Source organism: Streptomyces sp. NPDC047869, from assembly GCF_040704065.1.
GTDB lineage: Bacteria > Actinomycetota > Actinomycetes > Streptomycetales > Streptomycetaceae > Streptomyces.
The window spans coordinates 311,012-332,695 of sequence record NZ_JBEYRK010000002.1 but is presented as its reverse complement, the minus strand read 5'-3'; the positions used below and the strand labels follow the sequence as shown (position 1 = coordinate 332,695).

16 protein-coding genes are annotated in these 21,684 nt (G+C 71.4%); 9 read left to right on the top strand and 7 right to left on the bottom strand.

Translation table 11 applies throughout. The annotated features are described in order from the left end of the window. Nucleotides 1-43: 43 nt before the first annotated feature. From AB0924_RS04060 to mshC, 3 genes are all read left to right on the top strand, one after another. Complete coding sequence (locus AB0924_RS04060; protein WP_358931998.1) at nt 44-634, top strand: DUF3090 domain-containing protein; 591 nt, start codon at nt 44-46, stop codon at nt 632-634. Beyond that, nucleotides 598-1,431: an SCO1664 family protein gene (locus AB0924_RS04055; protein ID WP_366910582.1), complete on the top strand. Its 834-nt coding sequence runs from the start codon at nt 598-600 to the stop codon at nt 1,429-1,431. Before AB0924_RS04060 ends, AB0924_RS04055 begins: the two co-directional genes overlap by 37 nt. Before the next feature lie 93 nt (nt 1,432-1,524). Then, on the top strand, nt 1,525-2,754 hold the full coding sequence (gene mshC, locus AB0924_RS04050) for a cysteine--1-D-myo-inosityl 2-amino-2-deoxy-alpha-D-glucopyranoside ligase (protein ID WP_358932002.1): 1,230 nt from the start codon (nt 1,525-1,527) through the stop codon (nt 2,752-2,754). An 87-nt stretch (nt 2,755-2,841) separates the two neighbouring features. On the opposite strand, the gene AB0924_RS04045 is transcribed toward mshC, so the two are convergent. From AB0924_RS04045 to AB0924_RS04025, 5 genes are all read right to left on the bottom strand, one after another. Beyond that, complete coding sequence (locus AB0924_RS04045) at nt 2,842-3,852, bottom strand: PAC2 family protein (protein ID WP_358932004.1); 1,011 nt, start codon at nt 3,850-3,852, stop codon at nt 2,842-2,844. 385 nt (nt 3,853-4,237) lie between these two features. Continuing rightward, nucleotides 4,238-5,854 carry a glycerol-3-phosphate dehydrogenase/oxidase gene (locus AB0924_RS04040; protein WP_358932006.1) on the bottom strand — a complete coding sequence of 539 codons (1,617 nt, stop codon included), beginning with the start codon at nt 5,852-5,854 and terminating at the stop codon, nt 4,238-4,240. A gap of 40 nt (nt 5,855-5,894) precedes the next feature. Beyond that, nucleotides 5,895-7,433, bottom strand: a complete 1,539-nt coding sequence (gene glpK, locus AB0924_RS04035) for a glycerol kinase GlpK (protein WP_358932008.1) — start codon at nt 7,431-7,433, stop codon at nt 5,895-5,897. Between the two features lie 69 nt (nt 7,434-7,502). After that, complete coding sequence (locus AB0924_RS04030) at nt 7,503-8,297, bottom strand: MIP/aquaporin family protein (protein ID WP_358932010.1); 795 nt, start codon at nt 8,295-8,297, stop codon at nt 7,503-7,505. Between the two features lie 385 nt (nt 8,298-8,682). After that, nucleotides 8,683-9,447, bottom strand: coding sequence for an IclR family transcriptional regulator (locus AB0924_RS04025; RefSeq protein WP_358932012.1), 765 nt, complete (start codon nt 9,445-9,447; stop codon nt 8,683-8,685). 293 nt (nt 9,448-9,740) lie between these two features. On the opposite strand from AB0924_RS04025, the gene metH reads away from it, so the two are divergent. From metH to AB0924_RS04010, 3 genes are all read left to right on the top strand, one after another. Beyond that, entirely contained in the window at nt 9,741-13,256 is a 3,516-nt protein-coding gene (gene metH, locus AB0924_RS04020) for a methionine synthase (protein WP_358932014.1), read from the top strand. Between the two features lie 194 nt (nt 13,257-13,450). Beyond that, nucleotides 13,451-14,152 (top strand): HAD family phosphatase, encoded by a 702-nt coding sequence (locus tag AB0924_RS04015; protein ID WP_358932016.1) that lies wholly within the window; start codon nt 13,451-13,453, stop codon nt 14,150-14,152. Nucleotides 14,153-14,613: 461 nt separating this feature from the next. After that, nucleotides 14,614-16,218 (top strand): ABC transporter substrate-binding protein, encoded by a 1,605-nt coding sequence (locus tag AB0924_RS04010; RefSeq protein ID WP_358932018.1) that lies wholly within the window; start codon nt 14,614-14,616, stop codon nt 16,216-16,218. Between the two features lie 77 nt (nt 16,219-16,295). Here the strand turns inward: AB0924_RS04010 and AB0924_RS04005 are convergent, their stop codons facing one another. Together AB0924_RS04005 and AB0924_RS04000 are read right to left on the bottom strand one after the other, a co-directional pair. Then, nucleotides 16,296-16,967 carry a response regulator transcription factor gene (locus AB0924_RS04005; protein WP_358932020.1) on the bottom strand — a complete coding sequence of 224 codons (672 nt, stop codon included), beginning with the start codon at nt 16,965-16,967 and terminating at the stop codon, nt 16,296-16,298. Nucleotides 16,968-17,049: 82 nt separating this feature from the next. After that, a complete protein-coding gene (locus AB0924_RS04000; RefSeq protein ID WP_366910580.1) occupies nt 17,050-18,033 on the bottom strand; it encodes a RecB family exonuclease in 984 nt (327 codons plus the stop codon). Nucleotides 18,034-18,211: 178 nt separating this feature from the next. On the opposite strand from AB0924_RS04000, the gene AB0924_RS03995 reads away from it, so the two are divergent. From AB0924_RS03995 to AB0924_RS03985, 3 genes are all read left to right on the top strand, one after another. After that, complete coding sequence (locus tag AB0924_RS03995; RefSeq protein ID WP_366910579.1) at nt 18,212-19,900, top strand: site-2 protease family protein; 1,689 nt, start codon at nt 18,212-18,214, stop codon at nt 19,898-19,900. 53 nt (nt 19,901-19,953) lie between these two features. Next, a complete protein-coding gene (locus AB0924_RS03990) occupies nt 19,954-20,856 on the top strand; it encodes a tRNA (adenine-N1)-methyltransferase (RefSeq protein ID WP_067050546.1) in 903 nt (300 codons plus the stop codon). Between the two features lie 236 nt (nt 20,857-21,092). Further along, nucleotides 21,093-21,674 carry a hypothetical protein gene (locus AB0924_RS03985; protein WP_366910578.1) on the top strand — a complete coding sequence of 194 codons (582 nt, stop codon included), beginning with the start codon at nt 21,093-21,095 and terminating at the stop codon, nt 21,672-21,674. The last annotated feature ends 10 nt before the right edge of the window (nt 21,675-21,684 follow it).

Below are 21,684 nucleotides of genomic sequence, written 5' to 3'. Positions count from 1 at the left end.
GGCCCGTACCGCAGCAATCCCCGAATCCACATGGAGACAGGACGTGTCCCGTCAGGTGTTCCTCTTCGACCCGCCGGACCGCTTCGTCGCGGGCACGGTCGGGCTGCCCGGACGCCGTACGTTCTTCCTCCAGGCCGTCGCGGGCTCCCGGGTGACCAGCGTGGCCCTGGAGAAGACCCAGGTCGCCGCGCTCGCCGAGCGCATGGACGAGCTGCTGGACGAGGTCGTCCGGCGCAGCGGCGGCAGCGCCGCCGTCCCCGCCGTGGCACCCGCGGAGGTCGCCGACTCCGGCCCGCTGGACACCCCCGTCGAGGAGGAGTTCCGGGTCGGCACCATGGCCCTGGCATGGGACGGTGACGAACAGCGCATGATCGTTGAGGCACAGGCCCTGGTGGAGCTGGACGCCGACACCGACGAGGACCTCGCTGAGGCCGAGGAGCGGCTGCTCCAGGACGAGGAGAACGGGCCCCCGATGCTGCGGGTCCGGCTGACCGGCGCGCAGGCCAGGGCCTTCGCCAAGCGCGCCCTGGACGTCGTCAACGCCGGACGCCCGCCGTGCCCGCTGTGCAGCCTCCCGCTCGACCCGGAAGGACACGTATGTCCGCGCCAGAACGGATACCGCCGCGGAGCGTGACGGCCGCGGACGACGGCGCCGCCGAGCTGCTCGCGCGCGGTGAGCTGTCCGTGCGCGGACGCATCCGCGAGGCGTCCAACGCGGCGCTGTTCTGCACGGTCGCCCTGGACGGCCGGGAAGCGTCCTGCGTGTACAAGCCGGTGGCCGGGGAGCGCCCGCTGTGGGACTTCCCCGACGGCACCCTGGCCGGCCGCGAGGTGGCCGCCTACGAGGTCTCCGAGGCCACCGGCTGGGGGCTGGTCCCGCCGACCGTGCTGCGCGACGGCCCGTACGGCGAGGGCATGTGCCAGCTCTGGATCGACGCCGCCGCCGAGGCGGAGCTGCTCGCCCTGGTGGACGCCGAGGAACCGGAGCCCGGCTGGAAGGCGATCGGACTCGCCGACGTCGGTGAGGGCCGTACCGCCCTGCTCGTCCACGCCGACGACGAGCGGCTGCGCCGCATGGCCGTCCTCGACGCCGTGATCAACAACGCCGACCGCAAGGGCGGCCACCTGCTGCCCACCGCGGACGGCCGGCTCTACGGCATCGACCACGGAGTCACCTTCAACACCGAGGACAAGCTGCGCACCCTGCTGTGGGGCTGGGCCGGCGAACCGCTCACGGCCGAGGCCGCGGAGGTGCTCGGGGCGCTGCGCGGGTCCCTCGCCGAAGGCGGTGGGCTGGCCGGGCGGCTGGCCCCGCTGATCACCCCAGCCGAGATCGACGCCACACGCGCGCGTGTCGACGCGCTGCTCGCGACCGGGCTCCACCCGGAGCCGGGTGGGGAATGGCCGGCGATCCCCTGGCCGCCCGTGTGAGCACATCGCGGCGCGAACCGCAAGAACGCAGAACCGGCCATCCGGGCCGATCCCGTTCGTATCCCCAGCTCGCGGCCGGTTAGGCTCATGTACATGCATGCCTGGCCCGCTTCCGAGGTCCCCGCCCTGCCTGGTCAGGGCCGCGACCTGAGGATCCACGACACCGCGACCGGCGGCCTCGTCACCCTCGACCCCGGTCCCGTCGCCCGTATCTACGTCTGCGGCATCACGCCGTACGACGCGACCCACATGGGTCACGCGGCGACCTACAACGCGTTCGACCTCGTTCAGCGCGTGTGGCTCGACACCAAGCGGCAGGTCCACTACGTCCAGAACGTCACCGACGTCGACGATCCGCTGCTGGAGCGCGCGGACCGGGACGGCGTCGACTGGGTCGCCCTCGCCGAGAAGGAGACCGCCCTCTTCCGTGAGGACATGACCGCCCTCAGGATGCTCCCGCCCCAGCACTACATAGGCGCCGTCGAGGCCATACCCGGCATCGTCCCGCTCGTGGAGCGGCTGCGTGAGCTCGGCGCGGCCTACGAGCTCGACGGAGACGTCTACTTCTCCGTCGAGTCCGACCCCCACTTCGGGCAGGTCTCGAACCTGGACGCGGCCGCGATGCGGCTGCTGTCCGCCGAGCGCGGCGGCGACCCGGACCGGCCGGGCAAGAAGAACCCGCTGGACCCGATGCTGTGGATGGCCGCCCGCGAGGGAGAGCCGAGCTGGGACGGCGGCAGCCTCGGCCGCGGCCGCCCGGGCTGGCACATCGAGTGCGTGGCGATCGCCCTCGACCACCTGGGCATGGGCTTCGACGTCCAGGGCGGCGGCTCCGACCTGGCCTTCCCGCACCACGAGATGGGCGCCTCGCACGCCCAGGTGCTCACCGGCGAGTTCCCCATGGCCAAGGCGTATGTGCACGCCGGGATGGTCGCCCTGCACGGCGAGAAGATGTCGAAGTCCAAGGGCAACCTGGTCTTCGTCTCCGGGCTGCGCCGCGACGGCGTCGACCCGGCCGCGATCCGGCTGACCCTGCTCGCCCACCACTACCGCTCCGACTGGGAGTGGACCGACCAGGTCCTGCGTGACGCGCAGGACCGGCTCGGCCGCTGGCGGGCCGCCGTCTCCCGGCCCGACGGCCCCTCCGCCGACGCGCTCGTCGAGGAGATCCGCGCGGCCCTCGCCGACGACCTCGACGCACCCGCCGCGCTCGCCGCCGTCGACCGCTGGGCCGAGCGGCAGCAGCGGGAGGGCGGCACCGACACCGGCGCCCCCGGTCTGGTCACCCGGGCCGTGGACGCGCTGCTCGGCGTGGCCCTGTGACGCACCAGCCCGGCCCGGGCACGGTCCCGGCCTGACGGCGAAGGGGCGGTACGCGACTCGCGTACCGCCCCTTTTCCCAGTCCTCGCTCAGTCCTCGGAGCCGTCCTCGTCGTCGGCCTCGGTGCCGCCGGGGGTGTCCGTGTCCGGCCTGGCCGGCTTCGGCGGGCGGGTGCGCCCGCCGGGCGTGTCACGAGGGGTGTCCCGCCGGAACGAGCCGCCCTCGCCGCCGTCCGCCGTGGCGTGCCCGCCCGGCGAGCCGACGTCCCGTCGCCGCAGATACCGCTCGAACTCGCGGGCGATCGCCTCGCCGGACGCCTCCGGCAGCTCGGCGGTGTCCCGGGCCTCCTCCAGCGTCTGCACGTACTCGGCGACCTCGCTGTCCTCCGCGGCCAGCTGGTCCACACCCACCTGCCAGGCGCGCGCGTCCTCGGGCAGCTCGCCCTGCGGGATGCGCAGGTCCAGCAGGTCCTCCAGCCGGTTGAGCAGGGCCAGCGTGGCCTTGGGGTTGGGCGGCTGGGAGACGTAGTGCGGCACCGCCGCCCACAGCGACACCGCCGGCACGCCCGCGTGCGTGCAGGCCTCCTGCAGGACCCCGACGATGCCCGTGGGGCCCTCGTACTTGGTCTCCTCCAGGTCCATGCGGCGCGCCAGGTCGGCGTCGGAGGTGACCCCGCTGACCGGCACCGGACGCGTGTGCGGGGTGTCGCCGAGCAGGGCGCCCAGGACGACCACCAGCTCCACACCCAGCTCGTGCGCGAAGCCGAGCAGCTCGTTGCAGAACGACCGCCAGCGCATGGACGGTTCGATGCCCCGGACCAGCACCAGGTCACGCGGTTTCTCCCCGCCGACCCGCACCACCGACAGTCTGGTCGTCGGCCATGTGATCTTGCGCACTCCGCCGTCCATGAACACCGTGGGGCGGTTCACCTGGAAGTCGTAGTAGTCCTCGGCGTCGAGCGCCGCGAACACTTCGCCCTTCCACTCGCGTTCCAGGTGCGCGACCGCCGTGGAGGCGGCGTCACCGGCATCGTTCCAGCCCTCGAACGCGGCCACCATGACTGGGTCGATCAGCTCGGGAACCCCCTCCAGCTCGATCACCCAGTGCCTCCTTCCGACGTGCTCTCGCCTGACCACCCAACCTTACGGCGTCCGGCGGGAGCGCCCGCGACCCCCTTGACCGGGGGTTGCCCGGATCACTGCCCCGTTCGCCACGCCGGAACACCCGGCGCGGCCCCGCCGGACCGCACCGCCGCCCCGGCGGCCCGGCCCGCGGCGGGACCGGCCCAACGGGGCCCGGGGCATGCCCGGTTGCGGCCGCGGCGGGCCTCCGGGCAGAGCGGGGCAGAGGGGAGGGGCAGCCGGAAGGGGCGGCTCCATCGGCGTGGAGCCGCCCCTTCCGCCCTTCCGGACCCGGTGCGGCGGGTTCCGGCGCGGCAGCGGCGGCCTGCCCTGGTCGGGGAGGAGGGCAGGCCGCCGGCCGGGCCTACTTGCCGTCGAGCACGTCCTGGACCTTGGCGCGGACCTCGTCGGTCGCCAGGCCGCGGATGGTCAGCGTGGTGCGGCGGCGCAGCACGTCGTCCTGGGTCTCGGCCCACTCGTGGTCGCGGGCCCAGACGACCTGCGCCCAGATCTCCGGGGCGTCCGGGTGGACGCGCTCGGCCAGCTCCGGGCGCTCGTTCGCCAGCCGGGCGATGTCGAAGGCCAGGGAGCCGTAGTGGGTGGCCAGGTGCCTGGCCGTGTCGGCGGCCATCCGCGGGCCGGGCGCCGGGTGGTCCACCAGCAGGCGGTGGGCGACCGCGCGCGGATTGGCGACGCCGGGCAGCGGAAGCTTCTTCGGCAGCGAGGAGACCGGTTCCACGTCGTCGCCGAGCGGGTGGCCCGGCAGCTCCTCCAGCTTCTGCATCACGGTGCGGCCGATGTGCCGGAAGGTCGTCCACTTGCCGCCCGCGACGGACAGCATGCCGGCCTTGCCCTCGGTCACGACCGTCTCGCGCTTGGCCTTGGCGGTGTCGCCGGGACCGCCCGGCAGCACCCGCAGGCCGGCGAAGGCGTACGTCATCAGGTCGCGCTGGAGTTGCTGGTCCCGGACGGAGAACGCGGCCTCGTCCAGGATCTGGGCTATGTCCTTCTCGGTGACCGAGACGTCCGCCGGGTCGCCCTCGTACTCCTCGTCGGTGGTGCCGAGCAGCAGCATGTCCTCCCAGGGGAGGGCGAAGGTGATGCGGTACTTGTCGATCGGGGTGGCCAGCGCGGCCTTCCAGGGGGCGGTGCGCTTCAGCACCAGGTGCGCGCCCTTGGACAGGCGGATCGAGGGCGCCGCGTTCGCGTCCTCCATCCGGCGCAGGTGGTCGACCCAGGGGCCGGTCGCGTTGAGCACCAGGCGGGCGTTGATCCCGAACTCGGAGCCGGAGATCCGGTCCCTGAGCTCGGCGCCGGTGACCCGGCCGTTGGTGAAGCGCAGCCCGGTGACCTCGGCGTGGTTGAGCACGACCGCGCCCGCCTCGAAGGCCGCGCGGACCGTCATCAGCGCCATGCGCGCGTCGTTCATCTGGTCGTCGCCGTACACGGCCACGGCCTTGAGGTTGTCGGTGCGCAGCTCGGGCACGTCCTGCGCCGCCTTGGCGGGGGAGAGCAGGTGGCCGACGCCGTCGCCGAACGCGGAGAGCGCCGAGTAGGCGAAGACGCCCGCGCCGAGCTTCGCCGCGCCGTGCGGCCCGCCCTTGTACACAGGGAGGTAGAAGGTGAGCGGGTTCGCCAGGTGGGGGGCCACCTGGCGGGAGACCGCACGGCGCTCGAAGTGGTTCTCCGCCACCAGCTTCACCGCGCCGGTCTGCAGGTAGCGCAGACCGCCGTGGAGCAGCTTGGAGGAGGCGGAGGAGGTGGCACCGGCGAAGTCGCCGGCGTCGACCAGCGCCACCCTGAGTCCGGACTGCGCGGCGTGCCAGGCGGTGGAGATGCCCAGGATGCCGCCGCCGATCACAAGAAGGTCGTACGACGCCTTGGCGAGTTGCTCCCTGGTCTCGGCTCGGCTCGGGTTCGAGCCGGAGGCCGGGTGCGTCCCCAGGGCAGGCACGGACTGCAGGGTGGACTGACTGGTCATGTCGGGTACTTACTCCTCGTCAGAGCTGTCGGAACTCAGCTCAGCTCTCGTCCTCGATCCAGCCCATGGTCCGGTCGACGGCCTTGAGCCAGTTCTTGTACTCACGGTCGCGGGTCTCCGCGTCCATGCGGGGGGTCCACTCGGCGGCCCGGCGCCAGTTGGCGCGCAGTTCGTCGGTGCTGGACCAGAAGCCGACGGCGAGGCCGGCGGCGTAGGCGGCGCCGAGGCAGGTGGTCTCGGCGACCATCGGGCGCACCACGGGTGCGTCCAGGACGTCCGAGAGCGTCTGCATCAGCAGGTTGTTGGCGGTCATGCCGCCGTCGACCTTGAGGGTCACCAGCTCGTCGCCGGAGTCCTTGACCATGGCGTCGGCGATCTCCCGCGTCTGCCAGGCGGTGGCCTCCAGGACCGCGCGGGCGAGGTGCGCCTTGGTGACGTACCGGGTGAGCCCGGCGATCACACCGCGGGCGTCGGAACGCCAGTGCGGGGCGAACAGGCCGGAGAAGGCCGGTACGAAGTAGGCGCCGCCGTTGTCCTCGACCGAGAGCGCGAGCGTCTCGATCTCGGCCGCTGTGGAGATCAGGCCCATCTGGTCGCGCATCCACTGCACCAGGGAGCCCGTGACGGCGATCGAGCCCTCGAGGGCGTAGACCGTCGGCTGGTCGCCGATCTTGTAGCCGACGGTGGTCAGCAGACCGGCGTAGGAGTTGATGATCTTGTCACCGGTGTTCATCACCATGAAGGTGCCGGTGCCGTAGGTGGACTTGGTCTCGCCCTCGGAGAAGCAGGTCTGGCCGAACAGGGCCGCCTGCTGGTCGCCGAGCGCGGAGGCCACCGGGATGCCGCCCAGCAGGTCGCCCAGCTTGCCGCCGGAGATCTCGCCGTAGACCTCGGCGGAGGGGCGGATCTCGGGCAGCATCGCCAGCGGGACGCCGATGGACTCGGCGATCTTCGGGTCCCACTGCATGGTGTGCAGGTTCATCAGCAGGGTGCGGGAGGCGTTGGTGACGTCGGTGACGTGCTTGCCGCCGTTGACGCCGCCGGTCAGGTTCCAGATGACCCAGCTGTCCATGGTGCCGAAGAGGATGTCGCCCGCCTCGGCGCGCTCCTGGAGGCCTTCGACGTTGTCGAGCAGCCAGCGCGCCTTGGGTCCGGCGAAGTAGGCGGCCAGCGGCAGGCCGGTCTCGCGCCGGAAGCGGTCCTGGCCGACGTTGCGGCCCAGCTCCCGGCAGAGGGCGTCGGTACGGGTGTCCTGCCAGACGATGGCGTTGTGGACGGGCTCACCGGTGTTCTTGTCCCACAGCACGGTGGTCTCGCGCTGGTTGGTGATACCGATGGCCTTGATGTCGTCGCGGGTGATGCCGGCCTTCTCGATGGCCCCGGCGACGACTTCCTGGACGTTGGTCCAGATCTCGTTGGCGTTGTGCTCGACCCAGCCCGGCTTCGGGAAGATCTGCTCGTGCTCCTTCTGGTCGACGGAGACGATCCGGCCGTCCTTGTCGAACACGATGCAGCGCGAGGAGGTGGTGCCCTGGTCGATCGCGGCGATGAACGGGCCTGCGGTGTGGGCGTCGGTCACTGTGTGCTCCTGAAAGATCCGTGGTGATGGGGCTTTACGTACGGCGCGTGCGCGGAGGCTGGGTGCTTCCTAGACGAAGGCGACGTTGTAGATGCCTGCGGCGATCGCGCCGCCGATCAGCGGACCGACCACCGGGACCCAGGCGTAGCTCCAGTCGGAACCGCCCTTGTTGGGCAGGGGCAGCAGGGCGTGGACGATGCGGGGGCCGAGGTCACGCGCCGGGTTGATCGCGTAGCCCGTGGGGCCGCCGAGGGAGAGGCCGATGGAGACGACCACGAGCGCGGTGATCAGGGCGCCCAGGGTGCCCAGGCCGTTGCCCTTGTCGTTCAGGCCCTGCGTGAGGACGGCGAGCACCAGCACGATCGTGCCGATGATCTCCGTGATGAGGTTCTGCACCGCGTTCCGGATCTCCGGACCGGTGGAGAAGACGCCCAGGACCGGGCCGGCGCCCTTCTCCTGGGCCTCGACGGCCTTGGCCGTCGTGGCCTGCGCCCCTGGACCGCCGACGATCTCCTTGTCGGTGAGGTGCGCGTGGAACTGGCCGTAGTAGGCCGCCCAGACCAGGGCCGCGCCGATCATGGCGCCGAGCAACTGACCGCCCCAGTAGACGGGCAGGTTGCCGAAGTCCTTGTCCTTGATCGCGAGCGCGAGCGTCACGGCCGGGTTGAGGTGGGCGCCGGAGAGCGGCGCCGAGGTGTAGACGGCCGTCAGTACGGCGAAACCCCACCCGAAGGTGATGGCGAGCCAGCCGGCGTTACGGGCCTTGGAGGCCTTCAGCGTCACGGCGGCGCACACGCCACCGCCGAGCAGGATGAGTATGGCGGTACCGATGGTCTCGCCGATGAAGATGTCGGAGCTGGACACCCGCGACTCCTTTGTCCTTCGTCCAGGGAAACCGAACCCCGGGTCCCTCCGGGGGTTCTGGCGCCCTCGGGGGTGAGAGCGATGCCGGCCCTTGGCGTTGTCACACACTAGCGCGTATTGCCGTTAGGTGTTCGACAATGCCGACCGATGGACGGGAGTCTTGCTTCGGCGTCACGCATGCGTCAAGGGTTCTGTTATCGAAAACAGGATCGTTATTGATCGCTGCCGGTTATCGCTCTTCCTGCACTGACGTACCTGCTCGCCCGATATGTCCATTTCAGGGTATGGCGAGAACCGGGACGCCGCCTCGCGTCCCGGTCCTCATCCGGTCAGTGGGTCGCGACCGGCCGTGTCCGGCCGTCGCCCGGCAGCGGCTCGCCGCCGGTCAGAAACGCCCCGCGCCCAGGTCCCGCGACACCGCGCGGGCACAGTCCCGTACCGCGGCGATCAGCTCGGGGCGCACCTCGCCGTCGCGGCACAGCCGCTCCACCGCGCCCGCGATGCCGACCGCGCCCACCGGCATCCGGCGCCCGTCGTGGATCGGCGCGGCGATCGACGCCACGCCCTCCCAGGTCTCCTCCACGTCCGCCGCGTAGCCACGCGCGCGCGTGAGGTCCAGCAGGTGCTCGAAGTCCGCCGGTTCGCACACCGTGCGATCCGTGAACGGCTTGCGGTCGGCCTCCATGGCCTCGCTGTGCGCCACCGGGTCGTAGGCGGAGAGCACCTTGCCCAGCGCCGTGGAGTGCAGCGGCTGCATGGCCCCTATCTCCAGCACCTGCCGGCTGTCGTCCGGCCGGAAGACGTGGTGCACGATCAGGACGCCCTGCTGGTGCAGGACGCCCAGATACACGCTCTCCCCGCTGGAGCGGGCCAGGTCGTCGGTCCACACCAGGGCCCGCGCCCGCAGCTCGTGCACGTCCAGATAGGTGGTCCCCAGGCGCAGCAGCTCGGCGCCCAGCTGGTAGCGGCCGGAGACACCGTCCTGCTCGACGAACCCCTCCTGCTGCAGGGTCCGCAGGATGCCGTGGGCGGTGCCCTTGGCGAGGCCCAGTGACGAGGCGATGTCCGAGAGGCCGAGCCGCCGCTCGCCGCCCGCGAGCAGCCGCAGCATCGCCGCCGCCCGTTCGAGCGACTGGATGTTCCGTGCCATCGCCGTCCTGCCTCCGCCCTCTTCGACCAATGCCGAACAGCGTGCAACACCCTGTTCGGCAATGTCGAACACTACCGGTCCATGTCGACCTCCCGCCAATGGTCGGACGACAGCTGTTACATCCCGTGCGGCACACCGGTGGAGATCCGGCCAACCGGCACGCCCCGCGTCCGTCTCGTGGACGCCGGTGCCCATCCAAGCCCACACCCGGTTACCCTGACGCCGTGCCCTGCCCCGGTTCCCGCCGGGGAAGGCGCATAGCCGACAGCCGTCGCATCCCAGGGAGCCCCTTAATGGCCTCGTTGCCAACGACCCCTTCCGCCGACAGCCGGACCCGTGTGTCCGCGCTCCGAGAGGCACTCGCCACCCGTGTGGTGGTCGCCGACGGAGCGATGGGCACGATGCTCCAGGCCCAGGAGCCGACGCTCGAGGACTTCCAGCAGCTCGAGGGCTGCAACGAGATTCTCAACCTCACCCGCCCCGACATCGTCCGCTCCGTCCACGAGGCGTACTTCGCCGTGGGCGTCGACTGCGTCGAGACCAACACCTTCGGGGCCAACCACTCCGCCCTCGGTGAGTACGACATCCCCGAGCGCGTGCACGAACTGTCCGAGGCCGGCGCCCGCGTCGCCCGCGAGGTCGCCGACGAGTTCACCGCCGAGGACGGCCGGCCCCGCTGGGTCCTCGGCTCCATGGGCCCCGGCACCAAGCTGCCCACCCTCGGCCACGCCCCCTACACCACCCTGCGCGACGCCTACCAGCGCAACGCCGAGGGCCTGGTCGCCGGCGGCGCCGACGCGCTGCTCGTGGAGACCACCCAGGACCTGCTGCAGACCAAGGCCGCCGTGCTCGGCGCCCGCCGCGGCCTCGCCGCCCTCGGCCTGGACCTGCCGGTCATCGTGTCCGTGACCGTCGAGACCACCGGCACCATGCTGCTCGGCTCCGAGATCGGCGCCGCACTCACCGCGCTCGAACCGCTCGGCATCGACATGATCGGCCTGAACTGCGCCACCGGCCCGGCCGAGATGAGCGAGCACCTGCGCCACCTCGCCCGCAACGCCCGCATCCCGCTGTCCTGCATGCCCAACGCGGGCCTGCCGGTGCTCGGCAAGGACGGCGCCCACTACCCGCTGAGCGCGCCCGAGCTGGCCGACGCCCAGGAGACCTTCGTCCGCGAGTACGGACTCTCCCTCGTCGGCGGCTGCTGCGGCACCACCCCCGAGCACCTGCGCCAGGTCGTCGAACGCGTCGAGGGCCTCACCCCGCGCACCCGCGACCCGCGCCCCGAGCCCGGCGCCGCCTCCCTCTACCAGAGCGTGCCCTTCCGCCAGGACACCTCCTACCTCGCCATCGGCGAGCGCACCAACGCCAACGGATCCAAGAAGTTCCGCGAGGCCATGCTCAAGGGCCGCTGGGACGACTGCGTGGAGATGGCCCGCGACCAGATCCGCGAGGGCGCCCACATGCTCGACCTGTGCGTGGACTACGTCGGCCGCGACGGCGTCGCGGACATGGAGGAACTGGCCGGCCGCTTCGCCACCGCCTCCACCCTGCCGATCGTCCTCGACTCCACCGAGGTCGACGTCATCGAGGCGGGCCTGGAGAAGCTCGGCGGCCGCGCCGTGATCAACTCCGTGAACTACGAGGACGGCGCCGGCCCCGACTCCCGCTTCGCTAAGGTCACCGCGCTGGCCCGGGAGCACGGCGCCGCGCTGATCGCGCTCACCATCGACGAGGAGGGCCAGGCCCGCACCCCGGAGAAGAAGGTCGAGATCGCCGAACGGCTCATCGACGACCTGACCGGGAACTGGGGCATCCGTGAGGAGGACATCCTCATCGACACCCTGACCTTCACCATCTGCACCGGCCAGGAGGAGTCCCGCAAGGACGGCATCGCCACCATCGAGGCCATCCGCGAGCTCAAGCGCCGCCACCCGGCCGTCCAGACCACCCTGGGCCTGTCCAACATCTCCTTCGGCCTGAACCCGGCCGCCCGCATCCTGCTGAACTCCGTCTTCCTCGACGAGTGCGTCAAGGCGGGCCTGGACTCGGCGATCGTGCACGCCTCCAAGATCCTCCCGATCGCCCGGTTCAGCGACGAAGAGGTCCGCACGGCCCTCGACCTCATCCACGACCGCCGCGCCGAGGGCTACGACCCGCTGCAGAAGCTGATGCAGCTCTTCGAGGGCGCCACCGCCAAGTCCCTCAAGGCCGGCAAGGCCGAGGAACTGGCCGCGCTGCCCCTGGAGGAGCGGCTCAAGCGGCGCATCATCGACGGCGAGCGCAACGGCCTGGAGGCCGACCTGGACGAGGCCCTCCAGGACCGGCCCGCCCTGGACATCGTCAACGAGACCCTGCTGGACGGCATGAAGGTCGTCGGCGAACTGTTCGGCTCCGGCCAGATGCAGCTGCCGTTCGTGCTCCAGTCGGCCGAGGTCATGAAGACGGCCGTCGCCCACCTCGAACCGCACATGGAGAAGTCCGACGCCGAGGGCAAGGGCACCATCGTGCTGGCCACCGTGCGCGGCGACGTCCACGACATCGGCAAGAACCTCGTCGACATCATCCTGTCCAACAACGGCTACAACGTCGTCAACCTCGGCATCAAGCAGCCCGTCTCCGCGATCCTGGACGCCGCCGAGGAACACCGCGCCGACGTCATCGGCATGTCCGGCCTCCTGGTGAAGTCCACCGTGATCATGAAGGAGAACCTGGAGGAGCTGAACCAGCGCGGCCTCGGCGCCCGCTTCCCGGTCATCCTCGGCGGCGCCGCCCTCACCCGCGCCTACGTCGAGCAGGACCTGCACGAGATCTACGACGGCGAGGTCCGCTACGCCCGCGACGCCTTCGAGGGCCTGCGCCTGATGGACGCCCTCATCGGCGTCAAGCGGGGCGTGCCCGGCGCGAAGCTGCCCGAGCTGCGGCAGCGCCGGGTCCGCGCCACGGCCGCCGTGGAGATCGAGGAGCGCCCGGAGGAGGGGCACGTCCGCTCCGACGTCGCCACCGACAACCCGGTGCCCGCCCCGCCGTTCTGGGACACCCGCGTCATCAAGGGCATCCAGCTCAAGGAGTACGCGAGCTGGCTGGACGAGGGCGCGCTGTTCAAGGGCCAGTGGGGCCTGAAGCAGGCCCGCGCCGGCGACGGCCCGACCTACGAGGAACTGGCGGAGACCGAGGGCCGCCCCCGCCTGCGCGGCCTCCTGGACCAACTCCAGACGGAGAACCTGCTGGAGGCGGCCGTCGTCTACGGCTACTTCCCGTGCGTCTCCAAGGACGACGACCTGATCATCCTGGACGAGCGGGGCAACGAACGCACCCGGTTCACCTTCCCCCGCCAGCGCCGCGGCCGCCGCCTGTGCCTCGCCGACTTCTTCCGCCCGGAGGAGTCCGGCGAGACCGACGTCGTCGGGTTCCAGGTCGTCACCGTCGGCTCCCGGATCGGCGAGCAGACCGCGAAACTCTTCGAGTCCAACGCCTACCGCGACTACCTCGAACTGCACGGACTGTCCGTACAGCTGGCCGAGGCCCTCGCCGAGTACTGGCACGCCCGGGTGCGCGCCGAACTCGGCTTCGGCGGCGAGGACCCCGCCGCCATTGAGGACATGTTCGCCCTGAAGTACCGGGGCGCCCGCTTCTCCCTCGGCTACGGCGCCTGCCCCGACCTGGAGGACCGCGCCAAGATCGCTGAGCTGCTGCGGCCCGAGCGGATCGGCGTCCAGCTCTCCGAGGAGTTCCAGCTCCACCCCGAGCAGTCCACCGACGCGATCGTGATCCACCACCCGGAGGCCAAGTACTTCAACGCCCGCTGACGCACCCGCCGGCCCCCGCGTCCGGGCACACCGAAGGGCCGCCTGGCCTGCACGGGGGTGTTTCAGGAGGTACCCCGGACCGGGACGGATAAACGAGGCGCTCCGGGCATCGGAGACGTACACTGGTCGGTCCACCGCAGGCCGGTTCCCCGCATGGGAACCGGCCTGGTCGTCCCTGAAGGAGGTGCGCACGGATGACCAGCACTGTCCCAGCGCTCGGAACCCGTACGGCCGAAGGCTCCGCCCTGCAGGCGGTACTCCTCGACATGGACGGCACCCTGGTGGACACCGAGGGCTTCTGGTGGGACGTCGAGGTCGAGGTCTTCGCCGCCCTCGGCCACGTCCTCGACGAATCCTGGCGGCACGTCGTCGTCGGCGGCCCCATGACCCGCAGCGCCGGCTTCCTCATCGAGGCCACCGGCGCCGCCATCACCCTCGCCGAAGTCTCCGTGCTGCTCAACGACGGCTTCGAGACCCGCATCGGCCGGTCCCTGCCGCTGATGCCCGGCGCCGCCCGGCTGCTCGCCGAACTCCACGAGCACGGCATCCCCACCGCCCTGGTCTCAGCCTCCCACCGGCGCATCATCGACCGCGTGCTGACCGTGCTGGGCCCCCACCACTTCCGCCTCTCCATCGCCGGTGACGAGGTCTCGCGCACCAAGCCCTACCCCGACCCCTATCTGCTCGCCGCCGCCGGACTCGGCGTCGACCCGGCCCGCTGCGCCGTCGTCGAGGACACCGCCACCGGCGTCGCCGCCGCCGAGGCCGCCGGCTGCCAGGTGGTCGCCGTCCCCTCCATCGCCCCCATCGCCCCGGCCGAAACGCGCACCGTCGTGTCCTCCCTGGAAGAGGTCGACCTGCCATTCCTGCGCGGCCTGATGGCGCAAAAGCGGTAGCCGTTCACGCGGGGCACTCCCGGGCCCCGAGCCGGCCGAGTGCCAAACGCCATGCGCGTGTTGGACAAATTTCCGGGGAAGTACACCATGGAGCGAATTCCGCGCGGGCCGCCCGGCCGAATTCCGGTAAGCGCCAACTCCTCGCCACAGGTGTGACGTTCCCCACGCGTCGAGTCCTCGACAACGTTGCCCAAGTGTGCAGACCGTGCCGATCCGGGACGTGACGGCGTGCCCTTGTGTCCCGATTGGGGAGACGCTGCACTAATCCTGCCGCTGTCGGGTTTTCGGTGTGTCCGCACCCGGTTTCACTCCGTGATGGACGCTCAACTCATGCGTCAGTGAACCCCCGTGCGGGCGCGGACTAATCTCGTCGCGAGAACATCGAAGCAACCCCCGTGGCTCGCCGCACCACCCATGCATGCCGAGTACATGGACTCGAACAGCTCTGGAGAAACTCCCGCATGAACCGCAAGACTTTGGTGCTGCCGGCACTGGCCGGCCTGCTGACGCCGGTTCTCGCCGCGTGCGGCGGATCCGACAGCGGGAGCAAGAGCGGGGACGCCATCGTGGTCGGCACCACGGACCGGTTCGAGGCCACCAGCGACGCCCCGGCGCTCCTCGACCCCGCCTACGCCTATGACGTCGGCACCTGGAACATCCTGCGCCAGACGGTGCAGACCCTGATGACCCAGCCCAAGGGTGAGGGCAACCCCGTCCCGGAGGCCGCCGAGAGCTGCTCCTTCACCGACAGCGGCAACGAGCGCTACGCCTGCAAGCTGCGCGAGGGCCTGCAGTTCTCCGACGGCGACAAGGTCACGGCCGCCGACGTCAAGTACTCCATCGAGCGTGCCCTGCGCATCAACGCGGACAGTGGTGTCGCCACCCTGCTGAACACGGTCGACACGATCGAGACCCAGGGCGACCGTGAGGTGATCTTCCACCTCAAGACGGCCGACGCCACGTTCCCGTACAAGCTGTCGACCCCGGTCGCGGGCATCGTCAACCCGAAGGACTACGCCAAGGACAAGCTGCGCGACGGCTTCGACGTCGACGGCTCCGGCCCCTACACGCTCAAGTCCGACGTCAAGGACAACGCGATCGTCACCGCCACCTTCACCAAGAACCCTTCCTACAAGGGCAGCCTGACGGTGAACAACGACGAGGTCGAGATGCGCTCCTTCGACGACGCCGACGCCATGGGCCAGGCCATCGAAAAGGGCGACATCGACCTGATGACGCGCACCATGTCGCCTTCCCAGATCGACAAGCTGGACTCCGGCTCCCAGGCCAACGTCGACCTCGTCGACATGCCCGGCCTCGAGATCCGCTACCTGGCCTTCAACACCGACGCGCCCACCGTGAAGAGCAAGGCCGTCCGCCAGGCCATGGCCCAGGTCATCAACCGCGGCGAACTCGTCTCCAAGGTCTACGGCACCCAGGCCGAGCCGCTGTACTCGCTGGTCCCGGCCACCCTCACCGGCCACTCCAACTCATTCTTCAACAAGTACGGCGACCCCAGCGCCACCAAGGCCAAGAGCCTGCTCGAGAAGGCCGGCATCACCACCCCGGTGAAGCTGACGCTGCACTACACCACCGACCACTACGGCTCGGCCACCAAGCAGGAGTTCCAGATCCTGCAGAAGCAGCTCAACAACAGCGGCCTGTTCGACGTCAGCATCCAGGGCCACCCCTGGTCGACCTTCCGGCCCGCCGAGCAGAAGGGCCAGTACGACGTCTACGGCATGGGCTGGTTCCCCGACTTCCCCGACGCCGACAACTTCGTCGCGCCCTTCCTCGACAAGGGCAACTTCCTCGGCTCGCCCTACTCCAACGGCACCATCCAGCGCACGCTGATCCCCCAGTCCCGGCGCGAGGCCGACCGCCTCAACGCGGTCAAGACCCTCACCGCGATCCAGGACACCGTCGCCGAGGACGTCCCCGTGCTGCCGCTGTGGCAGGGCAAGCAGTACGTCGCGGCACGCGACAACGTCACGGGTGTCTCCTACGCCCTCAACTCCGTCGCCTCGCTCCAGCTGTGGGAGCTCGGCCGCGGTGTGAGCGGCTGACGCCCGCCCGCCTCACATGACGAGGGCGCCCCTTCCCGCACGGGAAGGGGCGCCCTCGGCGTCGTAACGGGGCCGGCTCAGCTCGCGCCGGGCCGCACCAGCCCGCTCTCGTACGCGTACACCGCCGCCTGCACCCGGTCGCGCAGGCCGAGCTTGGTCAGCACATGTCCCACGTGCGTCTTCACCGTCGTCTCGCTGACGAACAGATCCGCGGCGATCTCCGCGTTGGACAGCCCGCGCGCCACCAGCTTCAGCACCTCCACCTCACGGTCGGTGAGCGTGTGCAGGGTGTCCGGCACGGACTCCTCGCCGGACGGCAGATGCGTGGCGTACTTGTCCAGCAGGCGGCGCGTGATGCTCGGCGCCAGCATCGCCTCGCCGGCGGCCACCACCCGGATCGCCTGCACCAGCTCGTTGGCGGGCGCGTCCTTCAGCAGGAACCCGCTCGCCCCGGCGCGCAGCGCCTCCACCACGTACTCGTCCAGATCGAACGTGGTCAGCACCAGCACCTTCGCCGGGCCGTCCCGCCCGGGACCGGTGATCTGCCGGGTGGCCTCCACACCGTCCATCCGCGGCATCCGGATGTCCATCAGCACGACATCCGGCTGCAGGACCCGTACCTGATCGAGGGCCTGCAGGCCGTCGCCGGCCTCGCCCACGACCGCGATGTCCTGCTCGGCCTCCAAAATCATCCGGAAACCGGTACGCAGCAGGGGCTGGTCGTCGACCAGTAGGACGCGGATGGCCACGTGACACTCCTTCGCTAGTCCGCACCCATTCTGCCCTGCCCCCGGCAGGCCACCGGCGGCGCCCTCGAGGCAGCCGCCGGCCCTACTCGCCGGCCGCGGCGGACCGCACCGGCAGCGGATAGGGCGGGGGAGTACCGCCGAACTCCGGGCAGTGGGACCGGTGATCGCACCAGCCGCACAGCTTCGTCGGCCGGGCCCGCCACTCGCCGGTCTCCGTGGCCTGCCGGATCGCCTCCCACAGCGCCAGCAGCTTGCGCTCCACCCGCTCCAGGTCGGCCGGGACGGGATCGTAGGTCAGCACGTCACCGCTGCCGAGATACACCAGCTGCAACCGGCGCGGGACGACCCCCTTCAGCCGCCACACCACCAGCGCGTAGAACTTCATCTGGAACAGCGCGCCCTCGGCGTACTCCGGCCGCGGCGCCTTCCCCGTCTTGTAGTCCACGATCCGCACCTCGCCGGTGGGCGCCACGTCGACGCGGTCGATGATCCCGCGCAGCCGCAGCCCCGACTCCAGCTCGGCCTCCACGAACAGCTCCCGCTCGGCCGGCTCCAGCCGGGCGGGGTCCTCCAGCGTGAACCACCGCTCCACCAGCCGCTCGGCCTCACCCAGCCAGCGGGCCAGCCGCTCGCCCTCCGGATCCTCGGCGAACAGCTCCCCGATCTCCGGCCGGCTCTCCCGCAACCGGTCCCACTGCCCGGGGATCAGCGCCTTCGCCCGCGGCGCCGTCCGCTCCGCGGCGGGCGCGTCGAACAGCCGCTCCAGCACGGCGTGCACCAGCGTCCCCCGCGTCGCGGCCTCACTCGGCTTCTCCGGCAACCGGTCGATCACCCGGAACCGGTACAGCAGGGGACACTGCATGAAGTCACCGGCCCGGGACGGCGACAACGAGGACGGCGCGACGGCCACCCGCTCTCCCGCCGGCCCGGCCGCACCACCGCCCGGCACCACCGGCTCCCCGGCGGCCACCGCCGCGTCCGGCGCCGGCTCCGCCGCCCCCGCCGCCGGAACCGTCCCCCCGGCATGACCCGGCAGGGCCCCCGCGTCCTCGATGCTGCTGTCCATGACCCCAGACCATACGGCCCGGCACTGACAGCGACCCAGCCGCGGGCCGCGTTAGGCCGCGCGACAGCGGGGCAAAGACAAGGGGTGCCGGGGCGGAACGAACCACCACGGCCGCATACCATCGACCCGAGACCTTCCGCCCACATGGCGCGGAAGACGCTTCGAACGAGGGGACAGCGTGGACGCGAGCGGCGGGAGCGGGCAGCCGCGGTCCGGCAACGACGAGCCGGCCGAGCACCCCGCGAGCCCTACGGTCCCGGCGGCCGGACCCACCGGTCACCACGCCGGCCCGGAGCCCGACGACGGCCCCGAGCCCACGGGCACCCCCCAGCCCGGCCCGGCAGAGCGCGACGGCCTCGGCGACTCCCGCGAACCGGACGACCGCCACGACATCGATGACCGGCACGACCGCGACGATCGGGACAGTCGGCACGACCACCACGACGACGGGCAAGACCTCGACGGGCACGACCACGACGCCCGGCACGGCCACGACGGCCGGGACGAGCACCCCGACGCGGGCACCCCGAAGGACACCCGCGCCCCGAGCCCGACCCCCAGCGCCGAAACCGGCGAGACCCCCTGCCACACCGGCCCCACCCACCCCGCCACCGACGAGGAGACCCCCGCGGCCGGCCCCGGCACCCACCCCGCCGAACACCGCTCCCTCGCCCACTCCGGCATCGCCAAGGGCGAACCCCCGCAGCCGCGGCCCAGGGAACCCGGCGGCGGACTGCTCATGGGCCGCCCCTTCGGCGTCCCCGTCTACGTGGCACCCAGCTGGTTCCTCGTGGCCGCCCTGATCACCTGGGTCTTCGGCGGCCAGCTCGACCGGGTCCTGCCCGAACTCGGAGCCGCCCGCTACCTGGTATCCCTCTTCTTCGCCGTCGCCTTCTACGCCTCCGTCCTCGTCCACGAACTCGCCCACACGGTCGCCGCGATCCGCTTCAAACTCCCCGTCCGCCGCATCCAGCTCCAGTTCTTCGGCGGAGTCTCCGAGATCGAGAAGGAGGCCGAGACCCCGGGACGCGAATTCGTCCTCGCCTTCGTCGGCCCCCTGCTCTCCCTCGCCCTGGCCGGCCTGTTCTACCTGGCCATGAAGCCCGTACAGCCGGACAGCGTCCCGGGCGTCCTGCTCGCCGGCCTGATGATCTCCAACCTCATCGTCGCCGCCTTCAACCTGCTGCCCGGCCTGCCCCTCGACGGCGGCCGCATGCTCCGCGCCGTCGTCTGGAAGATCACCGGCAAACCCATGAGCGGCACCGTCGCGGCCGCCTGGGTCGGCCGCGCCCTCGCCATCTCCGTCCTCGTCGGCCTGCCGCTGCTCAACCAGTCCGGCGCCTTCGGCGGGGGCAACCAGGACATGGGCGGCATGGACACCGTCACCGACGCCCTGCTCGCCGCCATCCTCGCCGCGATCATCTGGACCGGCGCCGGCAACAGCCTGCGCATGGCCCGCCTGCGCGAACACCTCCCCGAACTCAAGGCCCGCGCCCTCACCCGGCGAGCCGTCCCCGTCGAGACCGACACCCCGCTGTCCGAAGCCCTCCGCCGCGCCAACGCCGCGGGCGCCCGCGCCCTCGTCGTCGTCGACCCCGACGGCAACCCCCTCTCCCTCGTCCGCGAGGCCGCCATCGTCGGCGTACCCGAACACCGCCGCCCCTGGGTCGCCGTCAGCGGCCTCGCCCAGGACCTCACCGACGGCATGCGGGTCTCCGCCGAACTGGCCGGAGAAGAACTCCTCGACACCCTCCGCGCCACCCCCGCCACCGAATACCTCGTCGTCGAGGAGACCGGCGAGATCTACGGCGTCCTCTCCGCCGCAGACGTCGAGCGCGCCTTCGTCAAGGCCATGGCCCGCCCCTGACGGCCCGCCCTCCCGTGGTCGGCGGCCCCCGCAAACGCCGGTAGGCTGGTCACATGTCCGAACCGACCGGTGCCGCCCGCAGGCGCGGGCCCTTCAAGGTCGGGGACCAGGTACAGCTGACCGACCCCAAGGGCCGCCACTACACGTTCACGCTCGAAGCCGGGAAGAACTTCCACACCCACAAGGGCTCCTTCCCGCACGACGAACTGATCGGCGCTCCCGAAGGCAGTGTTGTCCGCACCACCGGCAACGTCGCCTACCTCGCGCTGCGCCCCCTGCTCCCCGACTACGTCCTGTCCATGCCCCGCGGGGCAGCCGTCGTCTACCCGAAGGACGCGGGGCAGATCCTCGCCTTCGCCGACATCTTCCCCGGCGCCCGCGTCGTCGAGGCCGGCGTCGGCTCCGGCTCGCTCAGCAGCTTCCTGCTGCGCGCCATCGGCGACCAGGGCATGCTGCACTCCTACGAGCGCCGCGAGGACTTCGCCGAGATCGCGCAGGCGAACGTCGAGCGCTACTTCGGCGGCCCCCACCCCGCCTGGCAGCTCACCGTCGGCGACCTCCAGGACAACCTGTCCGACACCGACGTCGACCGCGTCATCCTCGACATGCTCGCCCCCTGGGAATGCCTGGAGGCCGTCTCCAAGGCACTCGTCCCCGGCGGCATCCTGTGCTGCTACGTGGCCACCACCACCCAGCTCGCCCGGACCGTGGAGTCCATCCGGGAGATCGGCTGCTTCAACGAGCCGACCGCCTGGGAGACCATGATCCGCAACTGGCACATCGAAGGCCTCGCCGTCCGGCCCGACCACCGGATGATCGGCCACACCGGCTTCCTGCTCACCGCCCGCCGCCTCGCCGACGGCGTCGAGCCGCCCATGCGCCGCCGCCGCCCCGCCAAGGGCGCCTACGGCGAGGACTACGCCGGCCCCAACGCCGACGGCGGCACCGGCCGCTGACCGGCCCCCTCCGACCGGCACAACGCGAAGGCGCCGTGCCCGAGTTCCCCACCACAACCGGGAACCCGGCCACGGCGCCGACGCGTTGACACGGCACCAGGCCGCGCACCCCCACCGCGCGCGTACTCCCCGCCCGCGAGATCCCGTACCGACCCCGCCGTTCCCACGCACTGTGACGTGTGGCACCATGCTGGCCACCCCCCCCACCGGCACAGCCCTCACAGGAGACACTCCTAGTGCAGCCATCCGCCGTTCCGGAGCTCGCCCACACGCACACCCGGCCCATCCACTGGGTCGCCACCGCCACCGCGATCGCCGGCGTCGTCGCCCTCTCCTCCGCCGTGCAGCCCGGATCGGCCACGGCCGCCCAGACCACCACGCGCACCGAGACCAAGACCGCGCCGGCGGCCGCCGCACCACCCAGCACCAGCGGCGTGCACTTCCCGCTCACCTGCGGGCCCGTGAAAGCGATCGTGGTCAAGAAGGTCACCGGCGACCTCGACGGCGACGGCGCACCGGAAACCGTCGCCGTCGTGCACTGCGACGCCCCCATGGGCACACCGCCCGATGGCGTCTACGTCCTCACCCGCGGCACCGCCGGCGGCACCGCCCGTGTCGTCGCCACCCTCGTCGACCCCAAGGACCGCCGCACCGTCGACGACTTCGCCTACGACGCCGGCACCGTCACCGCCACCCTGCTCGGCTACTCCTCGGCCGGCATACCCAGTTGCTGCCCCGACCTGAAAACCCCCACCAGCTGGCACTGGAACGGCAAGGCGTTCATCCGCTCCACGCCCACCGCGGCCCACAGCGTCTGACCCACCCCGG